Genomic DNA, 23,345 nt, shown 5'->3' on the forward strand with positions numbered 1-23,345 from the left:
GACGCTGATCCTTGTGTCCGGCTAAAGCGTGGCCCTTCGCGCGCAGATCATCGACCAGTGGCAGGAACTTGAGGCGGCAGTCGCTCGGCCGGCGTTGTCAAACTTTGGCGACCCGAAGGCCGCCGACTCGCCCATCGCAAAGCTCCTCCTAGAAGGGGAGCTTTACCCCCAGAAAGGGGAAAACTCTCGATCCCGTGAAGCGCGCCCAAAAGGGCGATCTTTAGGCGGCGCGCCGGGTCGGGCCGGGCGGAATCGCGACTGAGAAGTTTTCGCCCAAGAAGGCGTAAACCTAGCGATGGACGATCGCGCGACGGCACGAAGCGGTCGCTAGGCGGCCCCCATTGAGAGCCGCCATCGGGCTCGGCCTTAACGATAATTTGCTCATCACAAACTGAGCTTTGGGACACGATGGCCGCGATCCGAACACTCGACATGCTTATGTTGGACGACATCCTTGGGATGGATGGTGGCTATGTCCTAAACTTTAAAGATCGCACTTTCACGACGTTTTTCGCCGACGAATTAAATATCGATATCGACAACCCGCTGTATGCGCGCGACGGCGCGTCTAAGGCAAAGCGGTTGCGGTGTTTTCTCAGGACGGTGGATGTGCCTACTGCGGCCCGAGTGCTTCGGGCACTTTGGGAGTACCGTGAGGCGACGCGTCAGCGCGCTGGAAAAGAAGAAACGGTCGCAAACGCGGCTGGTCAATTTTGGACCCTGATAAACCGTCTGGAAGGGCGAGGGGTTAGCGATCCGCGCCCGCCTGTCGCGAACACAGTGGGGCAGGCTCCGATCCCGGCTTACGATCGTCAGAAAATCGTGACACTGCGGCACGAGCTGCTTGCGCTTTCCGGCCTCTCGCCACAAGCGCGGGGCTACGAGTTCGAAGGTTTTTTGAAGCGCCTGTTCGATGCTCACGGCCTCGCAGCGCGAGAGCCGTTCCGGCTGCGGGGCGAGCAGATCGATGGAAGCTTTCAACTCGACGGCGAAACCTACCTTGTCGAAGCCAAATGGCAGGCAGAGCCGACGGGTAACGGCGATCTGCACACTTTCCATGGAAAACTCGAACAGAAGGCCTTCTGGACGCGCGGCCTGTTTGTGAGCAATAGTGGTTTCACGCCCGACGGACTGGCAGCATTCGGAAAAGGAAAGCGCGTGATCTGCATGGACGGCCTCGATATCTATGAGACTCTAGAACGCGAAATCCCGCTGAATCATGTTCTAGCGCAGAAGGTGCGACGTGCTTCTGAAACTGGCGAGGCTTTTGTGCGGGTGCGCGATCTCTTCCCGCGTTGAGGGCCGCGCGCTTCACACCCCCACCCTTGCATCCGATCGAGCGGAAATAAGAACCGGCTGGTCGCCGGTTTTAAATCGAGATTCCGGGATACGCAGAACGTGCGTACCCCGGCGCAGTCACTACAGGCGCTTGCGCTTGGTGATGCCGCCCGCGTTGCTGGCCGGCTCGGCCGTCATGCGCTTCGGTGGCTCCGTCAACGCCTGGACGCCATTCGCATCGCGCAGGACTGCGACAAGCCCCGGCATCATCTGCGCGAACCCGTTGGCGATGGACGCGAAGCCTTCGATCGCCGCTTGCAGTTCACCGGCATGGGCGATGGCGGTGCGGGCGGCTTCCTTCGGCGTCTCGTATCCGGTTACGTGACGCTCAACGATGTACAGCGCTTCGACGAACTCGGCGCGCGGGATGTCGCGGTAGGAGACCTTGAAGTGCGCTTTCAACTTCGACCAGCCGGTTCGCAGAAACACACCCTGAGCATCGCGCGGCAGGCGCTGGGCGGCCGCGTTGAGCGCGTTGCGCAGTTGGTCTTGCTCCGCACGGTCGAGCGTGTCGGTCTTGCCCACGCTGTACGCGATGGCCGGTGCCCGCATGGGGACTGGCTGACTGCGGAAGTAGGTGTCTTCCAATGCCTCGAAGACCGTCCACGCCGCTTCTGTTGTCAGCGCTTTGGCGTGACGCGCCGCGCCGCGCTCTGTCCAGAGAATCTGGTGCGCAGAGCGGCCCGCGACCAACCCGATATTTTCGGGTTGCTCCTTGAAGGCCCGCAGCGACTCGCCGCTGATCTTCACGAAGTGAGTGCCCTCCCGGAAGCGGTCGCGGTTGTTGCGGTAGTTGTCGTCCAGATGCTTCGCGTCGCAACCGAAGAAGGCTGCAAGCTGGCGCGTGGTAGCGAGCGGCCGTCCGTCGATCTTGATCACGGGGCTGGTTACACCGCCGACGGTGACCGTTTGGGCTTCGGCCGTTGGCTCGCGCCCGATGTGTCCGACAAGGATGATTTTTTGCTTGGTCATGGTGCGCCTCACGCGGAAAGGGTCAGCGCGAGCGTCGCACTACGGGCGGCATCGGCAGCGCCGACAGCGATGAAGGCCACAAGCAGCGGCCGGTGGTTGAAGTAGCGCGCAATGGCGCCGATGATGGTTCGCATTGGGATCTCCTGTTGCGACTGGATAAAAAGTCGCCGAAGGCCGCGCACCAAAAGAAAAAGCCACCAGAAATGCATCCCGGTCGCACACGCTCAAGTTGCCTTGAACGAGGCCCCGAAGGGCACGGGATGCATATCTGGTGGCTCTGACTCCGAGTGGGCGACTCTCGACTGCGACAAGTTTCCGGGAGGACAGCAAATCCCATGAAGTCGTTTTTCCCAAGCTGCTATGGCGCCGATGCGACGGAAGCGTACCCCCCTTGAACCGCTCTACGCCGCCGAGCACACTGCTACTTCTTCCGAAAGACGAAAGTGTCATGAGCCTGATCGCAACCAAAAATTGCCCGCTGTGTGAAAGCCCTGCGTCTTGTCGGACAGACTCACATGGCGTGATGGATGACTTCGAGTGCCCCGAATGCCACCGTTTCACCATTTCGCGCGATGCAGCGCGCCAATTGGCTAACGCTGCCGCGCACGTGCGCCGGAGCCTATCTTTGCAATCGATGAAATTGTCGAAAGAGCAACGACTGCGCATCACGCGATCGTCATTTTTGAACGAGCGTTTTACCGTGGTGGCGGAGCCGCGGCCTGAGCAGCGGGAGTTGCTCCGCTGCCAAGGCCGGCGGCCGTGACGCTGCGGGTGCTGACATTTAGCATCGCGGCGGCTTTGGTGTGACTGATCGGCGCCGCCTGATCGGAAGTCGGCAAATTTGACGAGTTACCGAATAGCCGATGCGCCGGCAGCCTCGCCAGCCTCGCCGCTATTGCCGCGTGCTGAGCGGCGGGTTCTCTGGCTGATCTTCATGAACCAGTAGCGGTGCTAAGTTGCCGAATTCAGGCGCCGCCTACTTGGGCAGCTGATGGGACATCAAATGTCCCCAAGGAAAGTTCGGAATAAAGTCTGTGATTGAGCAATACCTGCATGATTGTTCGCAGGCTCTCTTCCGTTGCAATTATTCGACCCTGCGGATCAAAGGCGATACCCCATTGCTTCTGGGCGTTTACTTGGCGAAGGCGAGCCATGTACTGCGGATCGGCGTAATGGGCTCGTTGCTCTATTACGGTCATTCGACGTAGATGCATGGTATTGGTGCCCACGTGCGCAATGAGGGGCGCAAGATCAACGAATAATTGTGAAAACTGTGGGCTCTGCTGTAAATTTGCGAATGAATTCTGATAGGTCAACCGATAGCTGAGCAGGGTTTCGAATGCAGGCTTCTTTAAAATTAGAATTCCGCCATTCAATGCAATAAAGTCGAAATCATTGGAAATGGTCAGTGTGCGACCGCCAACCAAATCTAATTGATTGGCCCCAGTGACAACTACATTTAGTACGCTAACGGCCTTCCTCGCAACCCACGCATCGCTCACTTTTTTGACGCAATACATAACCTGAGTGCCGGATCGTAGCCGGACCAGATATCCCGCGCTGTTGTCCAAATGCTTAGTGTTCGAGATTGTATTCTCAATCGCCGGGCGGTCTACAAGCTCTTTCAGGGTGTCGAAAATTGTCTCATCAGATTCCAGATGAAGACAGCTAACTTCGTTGGTTTGCGCTAGCAAGTCGTACTCTTCAACTTCGGTGGTGCGGCCCAGCCGTGCCACGACAATATCTCGTAGTGCAGTCTCCAGCGCAGCGGTAATGTTCACGGAGCGAGCCGTAAATCCAGCTGCGTTCTTCTTGAAAACCCAAAGCGATAATTGTGCATCAGCAACAGGAAATCCTTTTGCGGAAGCGAGCGTTTCTTCTTTAGCCATCGATTTTTTGGTGAGAAAGTACGTATATGCCTTGAATCAAACATGACCGAAGGCGTTGCTTGGGAAATACTGGACTTTTCGCGAGCGCTCGGAGATTTCGCTTATGGCCTTCCATGTCGGCTCGAATTTCGTATAGCTGCCAGCCGCCGACAAGAAGTAATGGATTCATCAAAATCTGTCCGGATCGATAGGTGATCAGAAACATCCAGCACAAAAACACGACAAATCCCCAGACCTTTCCTTGGCTACCTAATTCCAGTCCCATGAATGAAACAAGATACGGAAAGACGTAATTTATCAAGTCGTTAGGTATTGTTTTGCTTTCTTCGATGAGCATCTCTTGTTGGCCCTCAAAATGTCGTATGACAAGCCAAAAGAACAATATGCTAAAAGCCGTGACCGCCATGAATCCTATTGCCAACGTCGGATTCGCGAGCGTAGGTAAATAGCAGTCTTGCCAAAACTTTGCAGACTTGCACAAGGGTAGGCTCCAACTACTGGCCTGCACATCTTGAATAGCAAGAATGATCGACAGCGGGAAGTACGAGCCCAGAAACAAAAGCAGGGCGGCGAAGAAATTGAGTTGCATGGTTGCCTCAACAGTTGACGGCGAGGCGCTTACACATAGTAACGTGGCTTGCGCGCAGGTGGTAGTGGGGTCAGCGGCGTTTCGGCTACCCATTCTTAGTTACTTCGACGCCGAAGCACTGTATAAAAACACAGTATAAATGCGACCTCGATCCGTTGCCCGTTTTTTTGGGGAGTAAGCCGACCTCGCGACTTTGCGCTGTCTGTGCAGTCTTAAAACCTACGATCCGGCACGCCGACGAAGCCCTGAAAAGAGAGCTTTCCCTCTCGGGAATCTCATTACCGCCGCCTACAGTTCCTGCCCCTTCAACTCGGCATTCAAGACAGAGTGCCTTCAACTTTGGAATCTGGAACGCATGAAAGTCAACCTCAGGAAGATCACTGGTAACTGGACTGAGGGCTATGTCCTCGACAAGCACTCGCTGGGCAGCGTCTTCGTCGGCAACAACGAATGGGGTCACCCGCAGTTCGACACTACGCGAACCCCAGTCGGTGAGGCGACATTCCAGCTGAAGAATCGCGATGCCTTCGACCAGGCGCCGATCCTCGCGAAAGTTCTGGCCGAGGAGATCTATCCCCGGCTGACGAATGTCGGCTTCATCGTGCCGATGCCGGCGTCGACATGGCGCGCTCGGCAACCTGTGACCGAAGTCGCCATGGCCCTCGGGGCAATAACGGGCAAGCCTGTTTTTGACAACCTTCTTCTCAAGGCGAAGACCGGCCAATCGCTGAAGAATCTCACGTCCAAGGAAGAAAAGGTCGAAGCCATCGGCGACAGCATGTCGATCAACGATGAGATCACCAACGAGGGCAGGTGGAACTGCCTGCTCATCGACGATCTGTTTCACAGCGGCGCGTCGATGGAAAAGGCTTGTACAGTGCTGAAAAGCTACCCAAAAGTTGGAAATATCTACGTGGCAGCACTGACCTGGAGACCTGCATGACAACCGTATTCATCGCTGGGTCGATCACCATCAAGAGGCTCGATTCGCGCGTGCGCGAGCGGATTGACAAGGTGGTGGAAGCCGGCCATGACATCGTCGTCGGCGACGCCGACGGCGCCGACACCGGCATTCAAGATCATCTATTCAACATTTGCGCGCTTAGCGTAACGGTCTACTGCACCGGCACCGATCCGCGCAACAACATCGGTAACTGGCCGACGCACCTCGTCACCACGAAGTACGCGCCTGGCACGCGCGCGTTCTTCACGGCCAAGGACCTAGAGATGGCGAAGGTCGCGGATTTCGGGCTAATGGTGTGGGACACGAAGAGCACCGGCACTCTGAGCAACGTGCTCGAACTGCTGCAGCGAAATAAGAAATCAGTGGTCTATGTGAACAAGGACAAGCTATTCAAGAACGTCGGCACCGTGGACGAACTCGAAGCCCTAGTCAGCTGCATGTCCGAGCACGCCAAGGCAAAGGCCGAGGAGAAGATGCGGCTTTCCGAGCGCATTCAGGAGCTGAAGCAGACCACGATGTTCGCATGATGCCAGCGTGCTGAAGAAGCACGCGTCTAAGGCCGTCCGGTGGCGGGGGGCCATACCGAATAGACGCTGCCACGAAAGCGGTTGAACTTGTTGCAAGCCGACGCACAGACATTCGCGAATGTCAGATCGCAGAGCGTTTCGTTCACCCGAGTTCCGACGAGCTGGCTGCGCTCAGGTGCTTCAATGCCGCCGAGCCGGACCTTCATTTTGTTCGTAGATGCCCGGCACGCCGCAGCGCGCGGTGATCGTGTCGCCGTCGCTGACGCCGACCACAAAGCAGACGCGGGGCTCGCTGGCTTGGGCGACCGCGCTCTACGCGAGCATGTCGAGGATGGGGAAGCGCTTCAGCATTTCAGGTCGAAGAACTGCTTGCGCGCTTGATACAGGTCGAAATCGGCTTTCGCTTTGTCTCGTACTGGAGCGGTGGGGGCGGCGGCTTCGAGACGCGCGAGCCGGCCGTCCAGCGCCCCGCACTGCGCCAGATCTTTTCCGGGCAGGTGCACCCGGCGCCGCAGGACGTTCATTTCCTCGGTGGACTTACCTGTGATCGGGCGCACGGCGCCGTCGAACATCCGATTGAGTTCGTCGCGGCGCACCTCCTTGCCCTTGCTTGTGCGGCCGGTCATCTTGTCCATACCCTGCGTCGGGGTCGCGTCGATCACTTTGGCGCCGACACACGGCGCGTCGGAGTAGGCGACCTTGCCGTTCGACTCACAGCGGTAGACCGTGGGTTGCGCATCAACAGGCAACGCCAGCAAGGCAAATGCCGGGGCAGCAAGTAGGCGAACCATGCGAGGGCTCACCGGAACCTCCACCACGGCCGCGAACGGTCACCTTGGGGTCGCGTGTCCAGTGGCGGAGTCACCGTGGTCGGTGCGCCAAATCGTCGACGGCCCTCGGTTTCCAGCTGGTGCGCGATCCCTCGGGCGTCTTTCTCACCACGGAGTGCCCGTTGCCGCCATTCGTGGGCGTGGGCCAGGAGGTCGTCGTCTGGGATGTGGGCGAAATCAGGCATGCGGAGATTCTGGCGACGACTGCGGGTCGGGCCGCCTGCGATGTGGCTTTGGCGCGACATGTGCGTCGCTGCCAGTGCCAGCCGCGACGAGCGATGGCGGTACGTGGTGCAGTCTAAGTACCCGACGCTTCGAATTCTCTTACATCGGCCGTTACATAGCCAAAGAAAAAGACCCGGATGCTATGGTTTTTATAGCATCCGGGCCTTATCTGTATTGGTGCCGGAGAGATGAATCGAACACCCGACCTTCTCATTACGAATGAGCTGCTCTACCGACTGAGCTACACCGGCGAAGCCTCAGATTATAGCCAACAAATCACGCCTTCTCGGCGTGGTACTGCGTCAAACGCTCAACTTCGTTACGCGAACCCAACAGCACGCTCACGCGCTCGTGCAGTTTCGTGGGCTGCAGGTCAAGAATGCGCTGCTTGCCGTTGGTGGCGGCGCCGCCGGCCTGCTCGACCAGCCAGCTCATGGGGTTGGCCTCGTACATCAGGCGCAGCTTGCCGGCCTTCTCGGGCTCGCGCTTGTCCCACGGGTACATGAACACGCCGCCGCGCATCAGGATGCGGTGCACGTCGGCCACCATGCTGGCAATCCAGCGCATGTTGAAGTCCTTGCCGCGCGGGCCTTCCTTGCCGGCCAGGCACTCGTCGATGTAGCGCTTCACGGGCTCGTCCCAGTGGCGCATGTTGCTCATGTTGATGGCAAATTCTTTGGTGTCGGCCGGAATCTGGATGTCTTCCTGCGTCAGCACGAAGCTGCCTTGCTCGCGGTCGAGCGTGAACATGGCCACGCCGTTGCCCACGGTCAGCACCAGGGTGGTCTGCGGGCCGTAGATGCAGTAGCCGGCCGCCACCTGCTGGGTGCCGGGCTGCAGGAAGTCGCTTTCCTGCACGCCGGGGTGGTCGTCGGGCTTCTTCAGCACGCTGAAGATGGTGCCGATGCTCACGTTCACGTCAATGTTGCTGCTGCCGTCCAGCGGGTCGAACATCAACAGGTATTCGCCCTGCGGGTAGCGGTTGGGCACCACGTGGATGGTCTCCATCTCCTCGCTGGCCATGGCCGCCAGGTGACCGCCCCATTCGTTGGCCTCGATGAGCACTTCGTTGGCAATGATGTCCAGCTTCTTCTGGATCTCGCCCTGCACGTTCTCGCTCTCGGCCGTGCCCAGCACGCCGCCCAGCGCGCCCTTGTTGACGGCCTGGCTGATGCTCTTGCAGGCACGGGCCACCACTTCGAGCAGCAGGCGCAGCTGGCCGGGAATGAGGCCGTCGGCGCGCTGTTGTTCGACGAGGTAGCGGGTGAGGGAAATCTTTTGTTGAGCCATATGCTTTCTGTTGAGTCTCTTTTTGTTTAGTTGCCGGCCAGGGCGCGCGTGACAACCTCGTGCGTGTCCTTGCTCAGGTCGGGCTTGGCGGCAATGCGGGCGATGGCTTCGCGCGCGGCGCTGCGGTAGGGCTCGGCCAGCTTGCTCCAGCGGTCGAGCGCGCGCGCAAGGCGGGCCGCCACCTGGGGGTTGATGGCGTCGAGCTCGATCACGCGTTCGCTCCAGAAAACGTAGCCGGCTGCGTCGGGGCGGTGGAACGCACCGGGGTTGGCGCTGCAGAACGCGAAGATCACGCTGCGCGCGCGGTTGGGGTTCTTCAGCGAGAAGTCGGGGTGCTTCATGAGCTGCTTCACCAGCGGCAGGATGTCGCCGCCGCGGTCGCTGGCACCGGCCTGCAGGGAGAACCACTTGTCGATGACCAGCGCCTCGTTTTTGAAGATGGCGTGGAAGCGCGCGAGCGCCTGCGCCGCCAGGGTGTGGCCCGACGACACGAGCGCGTTGAGCGCGTTGAAGCGGTCGGTCATGTTGCCCGCGTCCTTGAAGCGCTGCAGCGTCTTGCCTGGCCACACCGCGTCGCCCGAGGCGCGCGCCGCCAGGCACAGAAAGTTGAGCGCCATGCCGGCGAGCGCGCGGCGGCCCGAAGACGTGGGGTCGGGGCTGTAGGCGCCGGAGTCCTTGTTGTCTTCGTACACCTGCTGCCAGTCGGCGAAGAGGGCGGTGGCCAGCTGGGCACGCATGGCTTCGCGCACCAGATGCACGCGCTGCGGGTCGACCACGTCGAGCTGCTCGGCAATGTAGGTTTCCGACGGCAGCGTGAGCACCAGCTCCTTGAAGGCGGCGTCGAGCTGCGGGTTGCGCAGCACGCTGCGCATGGCGTCGATGTAGGCGTCGTTCAGCACCGGGGTGGTGTCGGTGGCCAGGGCGGCAATGCCCTGCAGCGCGGCGCGCAGGCCCAGGCGCTGGCCGGCTTCCCAGCGGTTGAACGGGTCGGTGTCGTTGGCCAGCAGGGTCAGCAGCTGGGCGTCGGTGTATGCAAAGTCGAGCACCACCGGCGCGCTGAAGCCACGCAGGATGGAAGGCACGGGCTCGGCGTCCAGGCCCACGAAGGTGATCTGCTCGCCGGCGCGCGACAGCACCAGGGTGCGCGTGCCGCGGGTGACTTCGCTTTCGCCTTCGAGCTGCAGCGGCAGCTCGCGGCCGTTGGCGTCGAGCAGGCCCACGTTCAGCGGAATGACGAAGGGTTCCTTGGTCGGCTGGCCGGGGGTGGGCGGGCAGCTTTGCACCACGCTCAGGGTGTAGCTGCGGTTCTGCGCGTCGTACACGCCGTGCGCGGCCAGGCGGGGCGTGCCGGCCTGGCTGTACCAGCGCTTGAACTGGGGCAGCAGGCGGGCCAGTTCCGATTCGGGGTTGGCGTCGGCAATGGCCTGCGCAAAGTCGTCGCAGGTCACGGCCTGGCCGTCGAAGCGTTCGAAGTAAAGGGTGATGCCCTTCTCGAAGCCCTTGCGCCCGACCAGCGTCTGCATCATGCGGACGACTTCGGCGCCCTTTTCATAGATGGTGACGGTGTAGAAGTTGCTGATCTCGATGTAGCTGTCGGGCCGCACCGGGTGGGCCATGGGGCCTGCGTCTTCGGGGAACTGGGCGGTGCGCAGCACGCGCACGTCTTCGATGCGCTTCACGGCGCGGGCCGAGGCGTCGGCGCACAAATCTTGGCTGAATTCCTGGTCGCGGAAGACGGTGAGGCCTTCTTTCAGCGACAGCTGGAACCAGTCGCGGCAGGTCACGCGGTCGCCGCTCCAGTTGTGGAAGTACTCGTGGCCGACCACGCTTTCGATGTTGCTGTAGTCGGCGTCGGTGGCGGTGGCCTGGTTGGCCAGAACGTACTTCGTGTTGAAGATGTTCAGGCCCTTGTTCTCCATGGCGCCCATGTTGAAGTCGCTGGTGGCCACGATCATGAAGCGGTCCAGGTCCAGCGGCAGGCCGAAGCGGGCCTCGTCCCACAGCACGGAGTTGATGAGCGAGTTCATCGCGTGCTCGGTCTTGTCGAGATCGCCGGCACGCACGTACACCTGCAGCAGGTGGTCGCGGCCGTTGCGCGCCTTGATGCGCTGCTCGCGCGCCACCAGCTTGCCCGCCACCAGGGCGAACAGGTAGGCCGGTTTCTTGAAGGGGTCGACCCACTTGGCGAAGTGGCGGCCCTCGGGCAGCTCGCCCTGCTCGACCAGGTTGCCGTTGGACAGCAGCACCGGGTAGGCGGCCTTGGCGGCGCGCAGCGTGACGGTGTACATCGCCATCACGTCCGGGCGGTCCAGGAAGTAGGTGATGCGGCGGAAGCCCTCGGCCTCGCACTGCGTGAAGAAGGTGTCTTCGCTCACGAACAGGCCCATCAGCTTGGTGTTCTTGATGGGGCAGCAGGTGGTGAAGATCTCGAGCTCGAAGGCGTCGGGCAGGCCGTCGATGACGAGCTGGTCGCCTTCCATGCGGAACGACGCGCCCTGGCCGTTGACCAGCACGCGCGCCAGGTTCAGCTCGTCGCCGTCCAGGCGCAGCGGCTGCACCGGCACCTCGGGGTTGCGGCGCACCTGCATGCGGTTGAGCACGCGGGTCTTGGCGGGGTCGAGGTCGAAGGTAAGGTCGACGGTGTCGATCCAGTACGCCGGGGCGGCATAGTCTTCGCGGCGAATGGCAATCGGTTGCCCTTGAGCGTCACGCAGCATCATCGAGTGTCTCCAGAAAATTCGAGTGGGCGAGTTCGTCGTAGTCGCGAACCGCGGCAATCACATGGGGGCCGGCAAGCTCGGCGGCGGAATGGGTGCTGCACACGGCCACGGCACGCATGCCGCCGCGGCGCGCGGCCTCGATGCCGAAGGGGGCGTCCTCGAAGACGATGCAGCGCTCGGGCGCAACGCCGATGCGCCGCGCGGCTTCCAGGAAGATGGCGGGCGTGGGCTTGCCGCTGAAGCCTTCGTCGCCACCGACTATTGCCAGCGGCAGCGGGTCCATCTTGAGGCGCGACATGGCGAACTCGATGTTGCCCTTGTCGCCAGCCGTGCCCACGGCCACCTTGAGCCCGCGCGCAACGGCCGCCTTGGCAAAGGCCGTGAAGCCCGCCACCTCGGTGAAGTTGTCGCTGAACATGGCGCGGTAGATTTCTTCCTTCTCGTGCACCAGGGCCTGGCACTCGTCGTCGGAGAGTTCCCGGTCGAACAGCTCGCGCATGCACTCGGTGCCGGTGCGGCCCGTGGTGCGCGCGAGGATGTCGCTCACGTCGAGTTTCAGGCCGTGGCGTTCCACGAATTCGACCCACGAGCGCGCATGCCAGGGCATGGAGTCGATCATGGTGCCGTCCATGTCGAAGATGAAGGCTTCGACCTTGCCGTGTTTCGGGCTCGTGAGGCTCATTCGGTTCACACGCCTTGCTTCAAAGAGGCTTCGATGAACACGTCCAGGTCGCCGTCCAGCACCTTCTGGGTGGCCGAGACTTCGACGTTGGTGCGCAGGTCCTTGATGCGGCTGTTGTCCAGCACGTAGCTGCGGATCTGGTGGCCCCAGCCCACGTCGGTCTTGCTGTCTTCCAGCTTTTGCTGCTCTTCCTGGCGCTTGCGCATCTCGAAGTCGTACAGCCGCGAGCGCAGGCGCTTCCACGCCACGTCGCGGTTGCTGTGCTGGCTTCGGCCGTCCTGGCACTGCACCACGATGCCGGTCGGAATGTGCGTGAGGCGCACGGCCGAGTCGGTCTTGTTGATGTGCTGGCCACCCGCGCCGCTGGCACGGAAGGTGTCGGTGCGCACGTCGGAAGGGTTGATGTCGATCTCGATCGAATCGTCGATTTCCGGGTACACGAAGATGCTGGCAAAGCTGGTGTGGCGCCCGCCCGACGAGTCGAACGGCGACTTGCGCACCAGGCGGTGCACGCCGGTTTCGGTGCGCAGCAGGCCGAAGGCGTAGTCGCCCTCGACCTTGATGGTCGCGCCCTTGATGCCGGCGGTATCGCCCGGCGTTTCGTCTTCGATCTGCGTCTTGAAGCCCTTGCGCTCGGCGTACTTCAGGTACTGGCGCAGCAGCATGCTGGCCCAGTCGCAAGCCTCGGTGCCGCCGGCGCCGGCCTGGATGTCGACGAAGGCGTTGAGCGGGTCGGCCGGGTTGTTGAACATCCGGCGGAATTCGAGCTGCTTGATGTCGGCTTCGAGCGTGGCGGCGTCATCTGCAATGGCCTGCAGGCCGTCCATGTCGCCGTCGGCCTTCGACATTTCGAAGAGCTCGGTGTTGTCGGACAAGCCGTTGGTGAGCTTGTCGAGCGTGACGACCACGTCGTCGAGCGACTTCTTCTCCTTGCCGAGTTCCTGGGCCTTCTTGGGGTCGTTCCAGACGTTCGGGTCTTCGAGCGATGCGTTGACTGTCCTCAGTCGTTCAGCTTTGGCATCGTAGTCAAAGATACCTCCGTAAATCGACCGTACGGACGCTCAGGTCCGCGAGCATTGCGCCGATTTGGTTGATTTGTTCTGCGTCCATGGGGTGTCCTGACTGTGGAGGGTTGGTGTTCGGGGGGAACCCGACATTTTCTCACGGTCCGCGAACCTGCTTGGGAGCGCCCCTGTATTGCTCCTTCCCCCTTTGGGGGAAGGCTGGGATGGGGGCGGGCAGGGCGCTTGTTTCGGGCATTGCGCCCAATGCGAGCGCCGTCGTGCCCCCACCCCGGCCCTCCCCCAGCGGGGGAGGGAGAAAGTCCAAAAAGGCCGAACTCAGAACGCGGGAACGAGCGACCCCTTGAACTGCGTCTCGATGAAGCTCTTCACCTCCGGCGACTGGTAAGCCGCCACCAGGCGCTTGGCCCAGGGCTTGTCCTTGTCGGCGCGGCGCACGGCAATGATGTTGGCGTAGGGGCCCTTGGGGGCTTCCTTGATCACGGCGTCCTTCTCGAGCGTGAGGCCGGCCTTGCCGGCGTAGTCGTTGTTGATGGCGGCAATGGTCAGGTCGTCCAGCGAGCGCGGCAGCTGGGCGGCGTCCAGCGCCACCAGCTTCAGCTTCTTGGGGTTGGTCACCACGTCCAGCGGGGTGGCGGTGTTGTTCTTCACCGCGTCGGGCTTCAGCGTGATCAGGCCGGCCTGCTGCAGCAGCAGCAAGGCGCGGTTGCCGTTCGACGGGTCGTTCTGGATGCCGACGGCCGCGCCGTCGGGCAGCTGGTCGATCGACTTGAGCTTGCGCGAGTAGAAGCCCAGCGGCGCGGTGATGGTCAGGCCCACGGGCACGATGTCGAAGCCGCGTGCCTTGTTCTGGTTGTCCAGGAAGGGCTGGTGCTGGAAGGCGTTGGCGTCCAGGTCTCCCGAAGCCAGGGCCGCGTTGGGCAGCTGGTAGTCGTTGAACACCACGAGCTGGATGTTCAGGCCGTCCTTGGCGGCAACCTTCTTGACCACTTCGAAGATCTGCTCGGCACTGCCGACGGAAACGCCCACCTTCAGCGTGTTCTTGTCCTGCGCAAAGGCGGCGCTGCCAGAGAAAAGGGCGGCCGCCAGGGTGGCGACAAGGGCGGTGCGGCGGCGAAAAGTGGTGTGCATGGTGGCGCTGAAAAAACGAAAAGCAAAAAATGAAGGCGCGAATGTGACAGGGCGCGACGCGTTTGAGAACGAACGAATAGGCATATCGATATGGCGTGTTTGGTTCGCACCCCGATTTCCATATGCACATTGCGATATAAACACCCTCCTTTTTCTTCGTTCTCTTTTGCCGCTTTTGTTTTCATACTCGGCACCTTTTTCGCGAACCTTCGTGTTCGGCCTTGTCGCCGGACGCACTTCTTTCCCATGAGCCATCCTTCGCCCGATGCGGGCCGCGACCCTGCGACGCCCGTCATCCGTCTTCAATCCGTGCAGAAGTCATTTGCACTGCCCAGCGGCGAGGTGTTCGACGCCGTGCAGTCGCTGTCGCTCGAGATCCAGCAGGGCGACGTGTTCGGCCTGATCGGCAAGAGCGGCGCGGGCAAGTCGACGCTGCTGCGCCTCATCAACCTGCTGGAGCGGCCCGATTCGGGCCAGGTGCTGGTGGGCGGGCGCGACCTGACCACGCTCTCGCGCCGCGAGCTGCGCGACACGCGCCAGAACATCGGCATGATCTTTCAGCAGTTCAACCTGCTGCAGAACGCGACGGTGTTCGACAACGTGGCCTTTCCGCTGAAGATCCACGGCCACCATTCGAAGGCCGAGATCGATGCGCGGGTTCGCGAGTGCCTCGAACTGGTCGGCCTGGCCGAGAAGATCGACACCTACCCGGCCCAACTCTCGGGCGGGCAGAAGCAGCGCGTGGCGATTGCCCGCGCGCTGGCGCCGCGCCCGCAGGTGCTGCTGTGCGACGAGCCCACCTCGGCGCTCGACTCCGAAACCACGCGCTCGCTGCTGGAAACGCTGCGCGACATCAACCAGAAGATCGGCGTGACCATCGTCATCGTGACGCACGAGCTGTCGGTGGTCGAGGTGCTGTGCCGCAACGTGGCCATCCTGGAGAAGGGCCGGCTGGTGGAGCAGTTCGCCGTGGAAGACGCGCCCAAGGCCGAGCGCAAGACGGCGCTGGGCCGTGAAATCGACGAGCTGGTGCGCCGCCGCGAACGCGATTCGCGAGAAGCCGCGGCCCTGCGCACCGCGCCGGGCCTCAACGCCCAGGAGCCCGCTTATGTTTGAGAACATCGCCCCCATCCTCCCCGAGCTGTGGATCGCCACGGGCCAGACTTTCATGATGCTGGCCATCGGCCTCACGGCCGCGGTGCTCATCGGCGGGCCGCTGGGCATCCTGCTGTTTTTGCTGGGCCCGGGCCAGTCGCTGGAGAACAAGCCCGCGTTCCTGGTGCTGAACTGGATCGTGAACACGGTGCGGTCCTTTCCTTTCATCATCCTGCTGGTGGCGCTGGTGCCGTTCACGCGGGTGATCGCGGGCACGTCGATCGGGCCGTTGGCCGCGGCGGTGCCGCTGTCGTTCGCCGCCATTCCGTACCTGGCGCGCCTGGTCGACCAGTGCCTGCGCGAAGTGCCGCGCGGCGTGATCGAGGCGGCGCACGCCATGGGCGCCTCGGAGCTGCAGATCGTCTGGCGCGTGCTGCTGGTGGAGGCCCGTTCGGGCCTGGTGCTGGCGCTGACGGTGCTGGCCGTGAGCTTTCTCTCCTACTCGGCGGTGGCCGGCGTGGTGGGCGGCGGCGGCATCGGCGACCTGGCCATCCGCTACGGCTACTACCGTTTCCAGACCGACGTGATGGTGCTCACCGTGGCGCTGCTCGTGGTGCTGGTACAGATCCTGCAGTTCGTGGGCAACACCACGGCACGCAGGCTGGACAAGCGTTGATCTTTTTCTCTCTCTCTAGCTTTTTGCTCTATCTCATGAAGACCGTTTTCCTGCGCCGTTCCGTTCTTGCCCTCTCGCTGGCTGCCCTGTCGCTGGGCGGCCTCTCGCTGCAGGCCCATGCGCAAGACCCCGCCAAGAAGACCCTGGTGATCGGCGGCACCGCCGGCTCCAATGCCGACCAGCTCAAGCAAGGCATCGTGCCCCTGCTCCAGAAGAAGGGCTACACCGTGAAGGTGGTGGAGTTCAACGACTACGTGCAGCCCAACCTGGCACTGGCCCAGGGCTCGCTCGACGCCAATTTCTTCCAGCACCAGATCTACCTGAAGAAGTTCGCCGCCGACCAGAAGCTGGACATCACCGAGCTGGTGCAGGGCCCGATCGCGCCCATGGGCGTGTACTCGACCAAGCGCAAGACCCTGGGCGAAGCCAAGGAAGGCGACCGCGTGACGCTGCCGAACGACCCGAGCAACCTGGCCCGCGCGCTGGTGCTGCTGGAGCAGAACAAGCTGGTCACCATCAAGGCCGGCGTGGACCCGATTCGCGCGTCTGAAAAGGACGTGGCCGAGAACCCGAAGAAGCTGAAGTTCATTCCGCTGGAAGCCGCGCAGCTGCCGCGCTCGCTGGGCGACACCGAGTACGCCATCGTCAACGGCAACTTCGCGATCTCGTCGGGCCTGAAGCTCACCGAGGCCGTGGTGCTTGAGAAGACGCCCGACTACTACCTGAATGTGGTCGCCGTGAAGACGGCCGACAAGAACACGCAGTGGGCCAAGGACATTGCCGAGGCCTACCGTTCGAAGGAATTCAAGGCGGTGGTCGACAGCAAGTTCCAGGGCTACGCCAAGCCCAGCTTCCTGCAATAACGCTTTCTCTCTTTCCCGACAAAGGACGCTCCCATGCCCGTTCTGGCCGTATTCGATGCCCAAGGAAGCTGGCGCGACACGCACGTGTGCGACGGCTGGATCACCGATCACCTGGCGGGGCAGGGCGTGAGCTGGGGGCGAGGCAAGAAGAAGGGGCAGCAGGTGCTCGACAGCGCCGGCCTGTTCTATTTGCCTGTCACCGACGGCTATCTGGGTTTGCTGGTCGAGGCCGGCGAGTGGGTTTCGGTGCCTGCGGACAAGCCGCATTTCTTCGATGCGGGCGAGGCAGAGTCTTTCGACGCCTTGCCGGCTTCGTTGCCGCTGTTCGAGGCCTTTGTCGAGGAAGTGCTCTCTTTGACGGGCAACGACGCCGACGAGGAGTAAAGCGTCGCGTTGCTCCTTCCCCCTCTGGGGGAAGGCTGGGATGGGGGCTAGCGGCGCTTGCTGAAGCCGTGCAAGCGCGAAGGCCGCGTGCCCCCACCCCAACCCTCCCCCGGGAGGGGAGGGAGAAAGAAAAAAAAGCGCTCCGGGCCCTGTGTTGCTCCTTCCCCCTCTGGGGGAAGGCTGGGATGGGGGCAAGCGGCGTTCGATAAGCAGCTGTTGGCGCGTAGGCCGCGTGCCCCCACCCCAGCCCTCCCCCAGCGGGGGAGGAAGAAATGCACATCAGGCCGCGAGTTGCTGTGCCACTCGCCCGCCGGGCCGCGCCAACCCGAGGTGATCGCGCAACGTGCGCCCCTCGTACTCCGTGCGGAAGATCCCGCGCTTCTGCAGGATCGGCACCACGCCGTCCACAAAGTCCTGCAGCCCGTGCGGCAACGCATCAGGCATCAGGTTGAACCCGTCCGCCGCACCGGCCTTGAACCAGTGTTCGATGTCGTCCGCAATCTGCTCCGGCGTGCCGACGATCACGCGGTGCCCGCCGCCGCCCGCCAGTTCGCGAATCAGCTGGCGCACCGTGTAGCCGTGCGTACGGCCCGCCGCCACCACCGCGTTGAAGAAGGTGTGGTTGCCGTTGCCATTGCCGGGCAAGGGCAGGTCTTCGGGCAGGCGCTCGTCGAGCTTCAGGCGGTCGGGCGTGATGCCCAGCGTGCCGGCGATGCGCGTGAGGCTGTAGTCCCACGGAATCAGGTCGACCAGCTCGTCGCGGCGGCGGCGCGCTTCGGCCTCGGTGCTGCCGACGATGGTGGTCAGGCCCGCGAGCACTTTCACCGCGTCGGGGCCGCGGCCCAGTTCTGCCGCGCGGGTCTTCAGCGCGCGGGCGTACGCGAGCGATTCCTCGAACGACTGCGAGGCCGAGAACACCGCCTCTGCATGGCGCGACGCCAGCTCGCGCCCGTCGGCCGAAGCGCCCGCCTGCACCAGCACCGGGTGGCCCTGCGGTGCGCGCGGCAGGTTCAGCGGGCCCTGCACCGCGAAGTGCTCGCCGCGGTGCGCAATGGCGTGCACCTTGGCCGGGTCAATGAAGCGGCCCGTGGCCTTGTCGCCGATGAAGGCGTCGTCTTCCCAGCTGTCCCACAGCGCCTTCACGATGTCGGTGAACTCCGAGGCGCGCGCGTAGCGCTTCGCATGGTCGGGCGTGGCGTCCAGGCCGAAGTTGCGCGCCGAGGGCAGGTCGGCCGTGGTCACCACGTTCCAGCCCGCGCGCCCGCCGCTCACATGGTCGAGCGTGGCGAAGCGGCGGGCGATGTTGTAGGGCTCGTTGTAGCTGGTCGAGGCGGTCGCGATCAGGCCGATGTGCGTCGTGGCCGCGGCCACGCAGGCCAGCAGAATGGTCGGCTCCAGCGCGGTGATCGGGCGAAAGTGGACCTGGTCGACGATGGCCGCGTTGTCCGCGAGGAACACCGCGTCGAGCTTGCCCGCTTCCGCGATCTGCGCCGTGCGGATGTAGTGCTGGATGTCGGCAAAGGCCCAGGGGTCGCTTTCGGGCAGGCGCCAGGCCGAGGGCACGAAGCCCGAATGCAGGATGTTGACGTTCAGGTGCAGCTGGCGCGGCCGAGGTGACGTGGGGCTGTGGTTCGAAGCGCTCATTGGGCGAAATAGTCGGGCAGGCGGTAGCCGGCCCAGGTCGGGTTGGCCTTGAAGAAGCGCTGGAACTCGGGCGACTGGTAGGCGGCGGCAATGTCTTTCGCGAACTTGGCGTTCTCGTTGCTGCGCTTGACGGCCACCACGTTCACGTAGGGCAGGGTCATGTCTTCGAGCTTCAGCGCTTCGGTGAGCTTCAGCCCCGAAGCCACGGCAAAGTTGCCTTGCACGGCAGCGATGTCGCTGTCGGCCAGCGAACGCGGTGCCTGCGCGGCGTCCAGCGGCACCAGCTTCAGCCGCTTGGGGTTGTCGACCACGTCGCGCTCCGACACGGCGAGCGGGCTCACGCCCTGCTTCAGCGTGACCCAGCCGACGGCCGCAAGGATGTTGAGCGCACGCGCCGCGTTCACCGGGTCGGCGGGCAGTGTGACGGTGGCGCCGTCGGGCACCGCATCGAGCGACTTGTGGCGCTGCGAGTACAGGCCCATGGGCGGCGTGGGCACATGCACGATCGGCACCAGGTCGAAGTTCTGCTGCTTGTTGGTGGCGTTGAGGTACAGCGTGTGCTGGAAGATGTTGGCGTCGATCTGCCCGCGCTCCACGGCGTCGTTGGGCTGCACGCCCTGGCTGAACTCGACGTACTTGACGCTGTAGCCCAGCTTCTTCAGCTGGGGCTCGATGCCGTGGGTGAACGCGTCGCGGTAGGGGCCGGGCATGAAGCCCACGCGCAGGTCCGCGGCTTGGGCGGACACGTGGAGCAGCAGGCTCAGGGCGAGGCCGCCCAGCAACGGCACGGACCAGCGCGCCAGCAAGGGCGCGCGCGAAGAAATACGCATAGCAGGCAACTCCGGGGAGGCAAGGGAGCTGCGCACTCTAGGGCGCGGTGCCTGCGCCGCGAACGAAGATTCGCGCGCTTGGATATCCGCTCGCCGAATATCGGCGGCGCTGGCCCTCGCGCTTTAGGGAGTCGGCGAAGCGACCCGCGGCCCGGCCGGCTTCAGCCTGCGGTGAATTCCTCGATCATCCGCGCCACGCGCTGCGGCTGGTCGTGGTGCAGCATGTGGCCGGCGTCCTCCAGCCGCTCGATGCGCGCGGTGGGCACGGACTTCAGCCGCTCGTGGAATTCGTCGAGCGTGTAGCGGTTCTTCCACCAGCCCTGCAGGCTGTCGTCCGAGGCCTCGACCATCAGCAGCGGCGCGGTGATGCGCGCATAGAGCGCCAGCGTCTCGTCGACGCGGAAGATGTGAGCGTTGACGATCTTGTGCGCCGGGTCGCCAAGAATCTGCCAGCGCTCGCCGCCGTCGGGATGCCCGTGGTTCACCGACCAGTGGCTGGCGAGCCAGTTGGCCTTGTCGGGCGTGAGGCGGGGGTTGGTCTTCATGAGGCGGCGTGCCACGCCGTCCACGCCCGAGTAGCCGGCCAGCGCCATTTCGCCGCGGTGCAGGCGCTTGAGCTCGTCGATCCACTGGCCGTAGCGTGCGGGCGCTTCCTCGGGCCGGCGCGCGGGCATGCCGAAGCCTTCGAGGTTGACGAGGCGGCGAATGCGCTCCGGGCGCACGCCGGCGTAGTGCATGACGACGTTGCCGCCCATGCTGTGGCCGACGAGGTCGACGGGCCTGGCGCTCTCGCCTTCGCCCGCCTCGCCAACGTAATGGTCGAGCAGCCATTCGAGGTCGGCCAGGTAGTCGGCGAGCCAGTAGTTGTCGACGCCGCCGCCTTCGGTCAGGCCGAAGCCGCGCCAGTCGGGGGCGATGATGAAGCGGTCTTCTTCCATGGCGTCGACCACGAACTGCCACGAAGCCGCCACGTCCATCCAGCCGTGCACGAGCACGAGCGGCGGGCGCGCGTCGGAGGGCTGGCCCCACAGGCGCACGTGGTAGCTGAGGTTGCGCACGGGCACGAATTCACTGCGGGAGGGGCGGAGGGCTTGGTACATGGCGACCGATGATAAGGAGGCCCTTGTGCCGGCGCAGTCCGCCACACGACAGCGGCAGGGCGCGACGTGCTCGGGTTTTGCGCCGGCGGCCAGCAGCTTGCCGGGGAGGGCGGTAGCATCCCGCGCATGAAAAAGATACAACTCGGTCAAAGCGACCTGCACGTCACCCCGATCTGCCTCGGCACGATGACCTTCGGCGAACAGGTGGACGAGCCCACCTCCCATGCCATCCTGAGCCGCTCGCTCGAGCGTGGCGTTGATTTCATCGACACCGCCGAGATGTATTCGGTGCCCACCCGCAAGGAAACCTACAGCGTCACGGAAACCATCATCGGCAACTGGTTCGCCGCCAACCCCGGCGCGCGCGAGAAGCTGGTGCTGGCCACCAAGGTGGCTGGCCCCTCGCGCAACATGCCCTGGGTGCGCGAAGGCACCGGCATGACGCCCGCCGACATCGAGGCCTCGTGCAACGCGAGCCTGAAGCGCCTGAAGACCGACGTCATCGACCTGTACCAGATCCATTGGCCCGAGCGCCATGTGCCGGTGTTCGGCGCCATGTACTACGACCCGGCGAAGGAAAGCTCCAAGACGCCGATTCACGACCAGCTCGAGGCGCTGGGCAAGCTGGTGAAGGCGGGCAAGGTGCGCGCCATCGGCCTGTCGAACGAAACCCCTTACGGCGTGCACGAGTTCGTGCGCGTGGCCGAGCAGCACGGCCTGCCGCGCGTGGCCACGGTGCAGAACGTGTACAGCCTCGTGAGCCGCGCCCACGAAAACGGCCTGGACGAGACCATGCACCGCCTGAACGTGTCGCTGCTGGCCTACTCGCCGCTGGCCTTCGGCCTGCTCACGGGCAAGTACGACCAGAGCGGCATCGACGGCCCCGACGCACCGAAGGGCGCACGCATTTCGAGCTACGAGTCGGTGCGCAAGCAGCGCTGGGGCAAGCCCGATTCACTGCGCGCCGCCAGGCGCTACAACCAGCTCGCCCGTGACAACGGCCTGACGCCCACGCAGCTGGCGCTGGCCTTCTGCTACACGAAGTGGCAGGTCGCGAGCACCATCATCGGGGTGACCTCGGTGGCGCAGCTGGAAGAAGACCTTGACGCGTACGGCACCACGCTGTCGCCGGAGATCCTGGCAGAGATCGACAAGATCCGCCTGGAAATCCGCGACCCGGCGGCGTGAGCGCAGCGCCGGGCCGCCCCAAGCAAGCGCGTACCGCAGTGCGAAGCACGAAGGTACTTCGATGAGCAAAAAGACGCACGTGTCCGAAACGCCCGCAACGCAGCTGTTGCGTGCGCACAAGGTCGCGTTCACCGAGCATCCGTACGAGTACATGGAACACGGCGGCGCGCAGCGCGGTGCCGAGATGCTGGGGCTCGACCCGTTCACCGTCATCAAGACGCTGGTGATGCAGGACCAGGACGCCAAGCCGCTCATCGTGCTGATGCATGGCAACCGCACCGTGTCGACCAAGAACCTGGCGCGGCAGATCGGCGCCAAGTCGGTCGAGCCGTGCAAGCCCGAGGTGGCGCAGCGCCACAGCGGCTACATGGTGGGTGGCACCTCGCCCTTCGGCACGCGGCGCGAGATGCCGGTGTACGTGGAAGCGACAGTGCTCGAGCTGCCGCGGATCGTGCTCAACGGCGGTCGGCGCGGCTACCTGATCGGCATCGATCCGCGGGTGTGCGTGGAGCTCCTGGGCGCCACGCCCGTGCAATGTGCGCTGGCAGAATAGCCGGCGCCATGACGCACCCGCCTTCCGACTTCTTCCCCTCCCGACGGGCCGCGAACCCGGGCCAGGGTGCATCGTTCGAGATGTCGTACCGCAACGACGAGCGCAGCTGGAGCGAGACGGTCGACCTGTCGGCCATGCTGCTCCAAGCGCTCGCGGCGCGGGGCCATGAGGGCCGGCTCGAGCGCGAGGGCTGGGTCGTGCTGCCTGACGGGCTCTGGCTGCTGCCGCAGATACTGAGCCTTTCGGTCGAAGGCGGCGGCAAGGCCAGCAGTTCCACCACCATCGAGGTGGCGCATGCGCAACTGCTGCCGGGCGGCACCTTCGAGTTCCAGCATTCCGCCGGCGATACGGCCGCCGACACGCTGACCCGTGGCTTCGACCTGTGGGCCCAGGTCGACCTGGTGGTGTACCAGGACGCCCTGCGCAAGGACCTGGGCCACTGCACGTCGATGGACATGAGCTGGCAGGAAGGCCGCGCGCGGCGCGTGCTGTTCGGGCCCGTGGCGCACCGTGTGGCGCACCCCGAAGTCGAGGCGCACGAAGAACACCCGTTCTGCCCCTGCTGCCTGTTCACCAACACCTGGGACGCCTTCAGGCCGCTGCTCGAATCGGATGCGGTGCACGGCGTGCGCCTGTATGCCGCGCGCGACGCGCAGGGCGAGGTGCAGGCCGACTGCCGCGTCGACGGCGAAGACTGGCCGGCCGGCGCCGAGGCGTTGCGCGCCTATGTGACACAGTGGCCCGACCGCGGCCTGGAGTTTCGCAAGCAGTATGTTGTGATCCAATCGCCGCCCCAGGCGGTCGTCGCCGAATAAGAACAACTTTTCCCTGCG

Annotated in this window: 24 protein-coding genes and 1 tRNA gene; 11 read left to right on the top strand and 14 right to left on the bottom strand. The window is 63.6% G+C overall.

From position 1 onward, the window contains the following. Positions 1–408: 408 nt before the first annotated feature. The gene (locus AC1DJH_RS12805; RefSeq protein WP_478185938.1) at positions 409–1,299 is read left to right on the top strand and encodes a restriction endonuclease; all 891 of its coding nucleotides are present in this window, start codon (positions 409–411) and stop codon (positions 1,297–1,299) included. A gap of 120 nt (positions 1,300–1,419) precedes the next feature. Here the strand turns inward: AC1DJH_RS12805 and AC1DJH_RS12810 are convergent, their stop codons facing one another. Together AC1DJH_RS12810 and AC1DJH_RS12815 are read right to left on the bottom strand one after the other, a co-directional pair. Further along, positions 1,420–2,310: an ORF6N domain-containing protein gene (locus tag AC1DJH_RS12810; RefSeq protein ID WP_478185939.1), complete on the bottom strand. Its 891-nt coding sequence runs from the start codon at positions 2,308–2,310 to the stop codon at positions 1,420–1,422. Between the two features lie 8 nt (positions 2,311–2,318). Then, on the bottom strand, positions 2,319–2,444 hold the full coding sequence (locus AC1DJH_RS12815) for a hypothetical protein (RefSeq protein WP_478185940.1): 126 nt from the start codon (positions 2,442–2,444) through the stop codon (positions 2,319–2,321). Positions 2,445–2,758: 314 nt separating this feature from the next. Between AC1DJH_RS12815 and AC1DJH_RS12820 the strand changes: the two genes are divergently transcribed. Next, positions 2,759–3,073, top strand: coding sequence for a hypothetical protein (locus AC1DJH_RS12820; RefSeq protein WP_478185941.1), 315 nt, complete (start codon positions 2,759–2,761; stop codon positions 3,071–3,073). Positions 3,074–3,275: 202 nt separating this feature from the next. On the opposite strand, the gene AC1DJH_RS12825 is transcribed toward AC1DJH_RS12820, so the two are convergent. Both AC1DJH_RS12825 and AC1DJH_RS12830 read right to left on the bottom strand, forming a co-directional pair. Then, positions 3,276–4,199 (bottom strand): Kiwa anti-phage protein KwaB-like domain-containing protein, encoded by a 924-nt coding sequence (locus AC1DJH_RS12825; RefSeq protein WP_478185942.1) that lies wholly within the window; start codon positions 4,197–4,199, stop codon positions 3,276–3,278. Then, the gene (locus tag AC1DJH_RS12830; protein ID WP_478185943.1) at positions 4,192–4,788 is read right to left on the bottom strand and encodes a hypothetical protein; all 597 of its coding nucleotides are present in this window, start codon (positions 4,786–4,788) and stop codon (positions 4,192–4,194) included. The genes AC1DJH_RS12825 and AC1DJH_RS12830 overlap by 8 nt, the downstream gene beginning before the upstream one ends. 355 nt (positions 4,789–5,143) lie before the next feature. Between AC1DJH_RS12830 and AC1DJH_RS12835 the strand changes: the two genes are divergently transcribed. Both AC1DJH_RS12835 and AC1DJH_RS12840 read left to right on the top strand, forming a co-directional pair. Further along, a complete protein-coding gene (locus AC1DJH_RS12835; protein WP_478185944.1) occupies positions 5,144–5,731 on the top strand; it encodes a ComF family protein in 588 nt (195 codons plus the stop codon). After that, on the top strand, positions 5,728–6,279 hold the full coding sequence (locus AC1DJH_RS12840) for a hypothetical protein (protein ID WP_478185945.1): 552 nt from the start codon (positions 5,728–5,730) through the stop codon (positions 6,277–6,279). The genes AC1DJH_RS12835 and AC1DJH_RS12840 overlap by 4 nt, the downstream gene beginning before the upstream one ends. 344 nt (positions 6,280–6,623) lie before the next feature. Here the strand turns inward: AC1DJH_RS12840 and AC1DJH_RS12845 are convergent, their stop codons facing one another. From AC1DJH_RS12845 to AC1DJH_RS12875, 7 genes are all read right to left on the bottom strand, one after another. Continuing rightward, positions 6,624–7,070, bottom strand: a complete 447-nt coding sequence (locus tag AC1DJH_RS12845) for a DUF4124 domain-containing protein (protein WP_478185946.1) — start codon at positions 7,068–7,070, stop codon at positions 6,624–6,626. Positions 7,071–7,509: 439 nt separating this feature from the next. Then, positions 7,510–7,585, bottom strand: a tRNA-Thr gene (locus AC1DJH_RS12850). A 25-nt stretch (positions 7,586–7,610) separates the two neighbouring features. Then, a complete protein-coding gene (locus AC1DJH_RS12855; RefSeq protein ID WP_472118784.1) occupies positions 7,611–8,624 on the bottom strand; it encodes a class 1 fructose-bisphosphatase in 1,014 nt (337 codons plus the stop codon). 26 nt (positions 8,625–8,650) lie between these two features. Further along, complete coding sequence (gene pepN, locus AC1DJH_RS12860) at positions 8,651–11,344, bottom strand: aminopeptidase N (RefSeq protein WP_478185947.1); 2,694 nt, start codon at positions 11,342–11,344, stop codon at positions 8,651–8,653. Beyond that, positions 11,331–12,026 (bottom strand): HAD family hydrolase, encoded by a 696-nt coding sequence (locus AC1DJH_RS12865; RefSeq protein ID WP_478185948.1) that lies wholly within the window; start codon positions 12,024–12,026, stop codon positions 11,331–11,333. Before AC1DJH_RS12865 ends, pepN begins: the two co-directional genes overlap by 14 nt. Before the next feature lie 5 nt (positions 12,027–12,031). Continuing rightward, a protein-coding gene (gene prfB, locus AC1DJH_RS12870) for a peptide chain release factor 2 (protein WP_187111328.1) occupies positions 12,032–13,136 on the bottom strand; the annotation gives its coding sequence in 2 pieces (ribosomal slippage) (positions 12,032–13,054 and positions 13,056–13,136; 1,104 coding nt in all). A gap of 230 nt (positions 13,137–13,366) precedes the next feature. After that, positions 13,367–14,179 (bottom strand): MetQ/NlpA family ABC transporter substrate-binding protein, encoded by an 813-nt coding sequence (locus AC1DJH_RS12875; protein ID WP_472118796.1) that lies wholly within the window; start codon positions 14,177–14,179, stop codon positions 13,367–13,369. A 246-nt stretch (positions 14,180–14,425) separates the two neighbouring features. Here AC1DJH_RS12875 and AC1DJH_RS12880 point away from each other — a divergent pair, with 246 nt between their 5' ends. The 4 genes from AC1DJH_RS12880 to AC1DJH_RS12895 are packed head-to-tail and all read left to right on the top strand — an operon-like array spanning position 14,426 to position 17,197. Next, positions 14,426–15,295, top strand: coding sequence for a methionine ABC transporter ATP-binding protein (locus AC1DJH_RS12880; protein ID WP_478185949.1), 870 nt, complete (start codon positions 14,426–14,428; stop codon positions 15,293–15,295). Then, the gene (locus AC1DJH_RS12885; protein WP_435444524.1) at positions 15,288–15,950 is read left to right on the top strand and encodes a methionine ABC transporter permease; all 663 of its coding nucleotides are present in this window, start codon (positions 15,288–15,290) and stop codon (positions 15,948–15,950) included. The genes AC1DJH_RS12880 and AC1DJH_RS12885 overlap by 8 nt, the downstream gene beginning before the upstream one ends. Positions 15,951–15,985: 35 nt before the next feature. Further along, entirely contained in the window at positions 15,986–16,813 is an 828-nt protein-coding gene (locus AC1DJH_RS12890; protein WP_478185950.1) for a MetQ/NlpA family ABC transporter substrate-binding protein, read from the top strand. 33 nt (positions 16,814–16,846) lie between these two features. Further along, positions 16,847–17,197 carry a hypothetical protein gene (locus tag AC1DJH_RS12895; RefSeq protein ID WP_435484552.1) on the top strand — a complete coding sequence of 117 codons (351 nt, stop codon included), beginning with the start codon at positions 16,847–16,849 and terminating at the stop codon, positions 17,195–17,197. 279 nt (positions 17,198–17,476) lie between these two features. On the opposite strand, the gene AC1DJH_RS12900 is transcribed toward AC1DJH_RS12895, so the two are convergent. The 3 genes from AC1DJH_RS12900 to AC1DJH_RS12910 form a co-directional block, all read right to left on the bottom strand. Beyond that, a complete protein-coding gene (locus tag AC1DJH_RS12900) occupies positions 17,477–18,841 on the bottom strand; it encodes an LLM class flavin-dependent oxidoreductase (protein ID WP_478185951.1) in 1,365 nt (454 codons plus the stop codon). Next, a complete protein-coding gene (locus AC1DJH_RS12905; RefSeq protein ID WP_472118808.1) occupies positions 18,838–19,671 on the bottom strand; it encodes a MetQ/NlpA family ABC transporter substrate-binding protein in 834 nt (277 codons plus the stop codon). Before AC1DJH_RS12905 ends, AC1DJH_RS12900 begins: the two co-directional genes overlap by 4 nt. Positions 19,672–19,832: 161 nt before the next feature. Next, positions 19,833–20,771, bottom strand: a complete 939-nt coding sequence (locus AC1DJH_RS12910; RefSeq protein WP_478185952.1) for an alpha/beta fold hydrolase — start codon at positions 20,769–20,771, stop codon at positions 19,833–19,835. 126 nt (positions 20,772–20,897) lie between these two features. On the opposite strand from AC1DJH_RS12910, the gene AC1DJH_RS12915 reads away from it, so the two are divergent. From AC1DJH_RS12915 to AC1DJH_RS12925, 3 genes are all read left to right on the top strand, one after another. Next, positions 20,898–21,959 carry an aldo/keto reductase gene (locus AC1DJH_RS12915; RefSeq protein ID WP_478185953.1) on the top strand — a complete coding sequence of 354 codons (1,062 nt, stop codon included), beginning with the start codon at positions 20,898–20,900 and terminating at the stop codon, positions 21,957–21,959. 61 nt (positions 21,960–22,020) lie between these two features. After that, the gene (locus AC1DJH_RS12920; RefSeq protein ID WP_478185954.1) at positions 22,021–22,512 is read left to right on the top strand and encodes an aminoacyl-tRNA deacylase; all 492 of its coding nucleotides are present in this window, start codon (positions 22,021–22,023) and stop codon (positions 22,510–22,512) included. An 8-nt stretch (positions 22,513–22,520) separates the two neighbouring features. After that, a complete protein-coding gene (locus AC1DJH_RS12925) occupies positions 22,521–23,327 on the top strand; it encodes a DUF6348 family protein (protein ID WP_478185955.1) in 807 nt (268 codons plus the stop codon). Positions 23,328–23,345 lie beyond the last annotated feature (18 nt).

The organism is Variovorax sp. 10N412, assembly GCF_056394985.1.

Coding starts and splice junctions, on each gene's coding strand:
- AC1DJH_RS12805 (WP_478185938.1), top strand. CDS start 409: ATGGCCGCGATCCGAACACTCGACATGCTTATGTTGGACGACATCCTT.
- AC1DJH_RS12810 (WP_478185939.1), bottom strand. CDS start 2,310: ATGACCAAGCAAAAAATCATCCTTGTCGGACACATCGGGCGCGAGCCA.
- AC1DJH_RS12815 (WP_478185940.1), bottom strand. CDS start 2,444: ATGCGAACCATCATCGGCGCCATTGCGCGCTACTTCAACCACCGGCCG.
- AC1DJH_RS12820 (WP_478185941.1), top strand. CDS start 2,759: ATGAGCCTGATCGCAACCAAAAATTGCCCGCTGTGTGAAAGCCCTGCG.
- AC1DJH_RS12825 (WP_478185942.1), bottom strand. CDS start 4,199: ATGGCTAAAGAAGAAACGCTCGCTTCCGCAAAAGGATTTCCTGTTGCT.
- AC1DJH_RS12830 (WP_478185943.1), bottom strand. CDS start 4,788: ATGCAACTCAATTTCTTCGCCGCCCTGCTTTTGTTTCTGGGCTCGTAC.
- AC1DJH_RS12835 (WP_478185944.1), top strand. CDS start 5,144: ATGAAAGTCAACCTCAGGAAGATCACTGGTAACTGGACTGAGGGCTAT.
- AC1DJH_RS12840 (WP_478185945.1), top strand. CDS start 5,728: ATGACAACCGTATTCATCGCTGGGTCGATCACCATCAAGAGGCTCGAT.
- AC1DJH_RS12845 (WP_478185946.1), bottom strand. CDS start 7,070: ATGGTTCGCCTACTTGCTGCCCCGGCATTTGCCTTGCTGGCGTTGCCT.
- AC1DJH_RS12855 (WP_472118784.1), bottom strand. CDS start 8,624: ATGGCTCAACAAAAGATTTCCCTCACCCGCTACCTCGTCGAACAACAG.
- pepN (WP_478185947.1), bottom strand. CDS start 11,344: ATGATGCTGCGTGACGCTCAAGGGCAACCGATTGCCATTCGCCGCGAA.
- AC1DJH_RS12865 (WP_478185948.1), bottom strand. CDS start 12,026: ATGAGCCTCACGAGCCCGAAACACGGCAAGGTCGAAGCCTTCATCTTC.
- AC1DJH_RS12875 (WP_472118796.1), bottom strand. CDS start 14,179: ATGCACACCACTTTTCGCCGCCGCACCGCCCTTGTCGCCACCCTGGCG.
- AC1DJH_RS12880 (WP_478185949.1), top strand. CDS start 14,426: ATGAGCCATCCTTCGCCCGATGCGGGCCGCGACCCTGCGACGCCCGTC.
- AC1DJH_RS12885 (WP_435444524.1), top strand. CDS start 15,288: ATGTTTGAGAACATCGCCCCCATCCTCCCCGAGCTGTGGATCGCCACG.
- AC1DJH_RS12890 (WP_478185950.1), top strand. CDS start 15,986: ATGAAGACCGTTTTCCTGCGCCGTTCCGTTCTTGCCCTCTCGCTGGCT.
- AC1DJH_RS12895 (WP_435484552.1), top strand. CDS start 16,847: ATGCCCGTTCTGGCCGTATTCGATGCCCAAGGAAGCTGGCGCGACACG.
- AC1DJH_RS12900 (WP_478185951.1), bottom strand. CDS start 18,841: ATGAGCGCTTCGAACCACAGCCCCACGTCACCTCGGCCGCGCCAGCTG.
- AC1DJH_RS12905 (WP_472118808.1), bottom strand. CDS start 19,671: ATGCGTATTTCTTCGCGCGCGCCCTTGCTGGCGCGCTGGTCCGTGCCG.
- AC1DJH_RS12910 (WP_478185952.1), bottom strand. CDS start 20,771: ATGTACCAAGCCCTCCGCCCCTCCCGCAGTGAATTCGTGCCCGTGCGC.
- AC1DJH_RS12915 (WP_478185953.1), top strand. CDS start 20,898: ATGAAAAAGATACAACTCGGTCAAAGCGACCTGCACGTCACCCCGATC.
- AC1DJH_RS12920 (WP_478185954.1), top strand. CDS start 22,021: ATGAGCAAAAAGACGCACGTGTCCGAAACGCCCGCAACGCAGCTGTTG.
- AC1DJH_RS12925 (WP_478185955.1), top strand. CDS start 22,521: ATGACGCACCCGCCTTCCGACTTCTTCCCCTCCCGACGGGCCGCGAAC.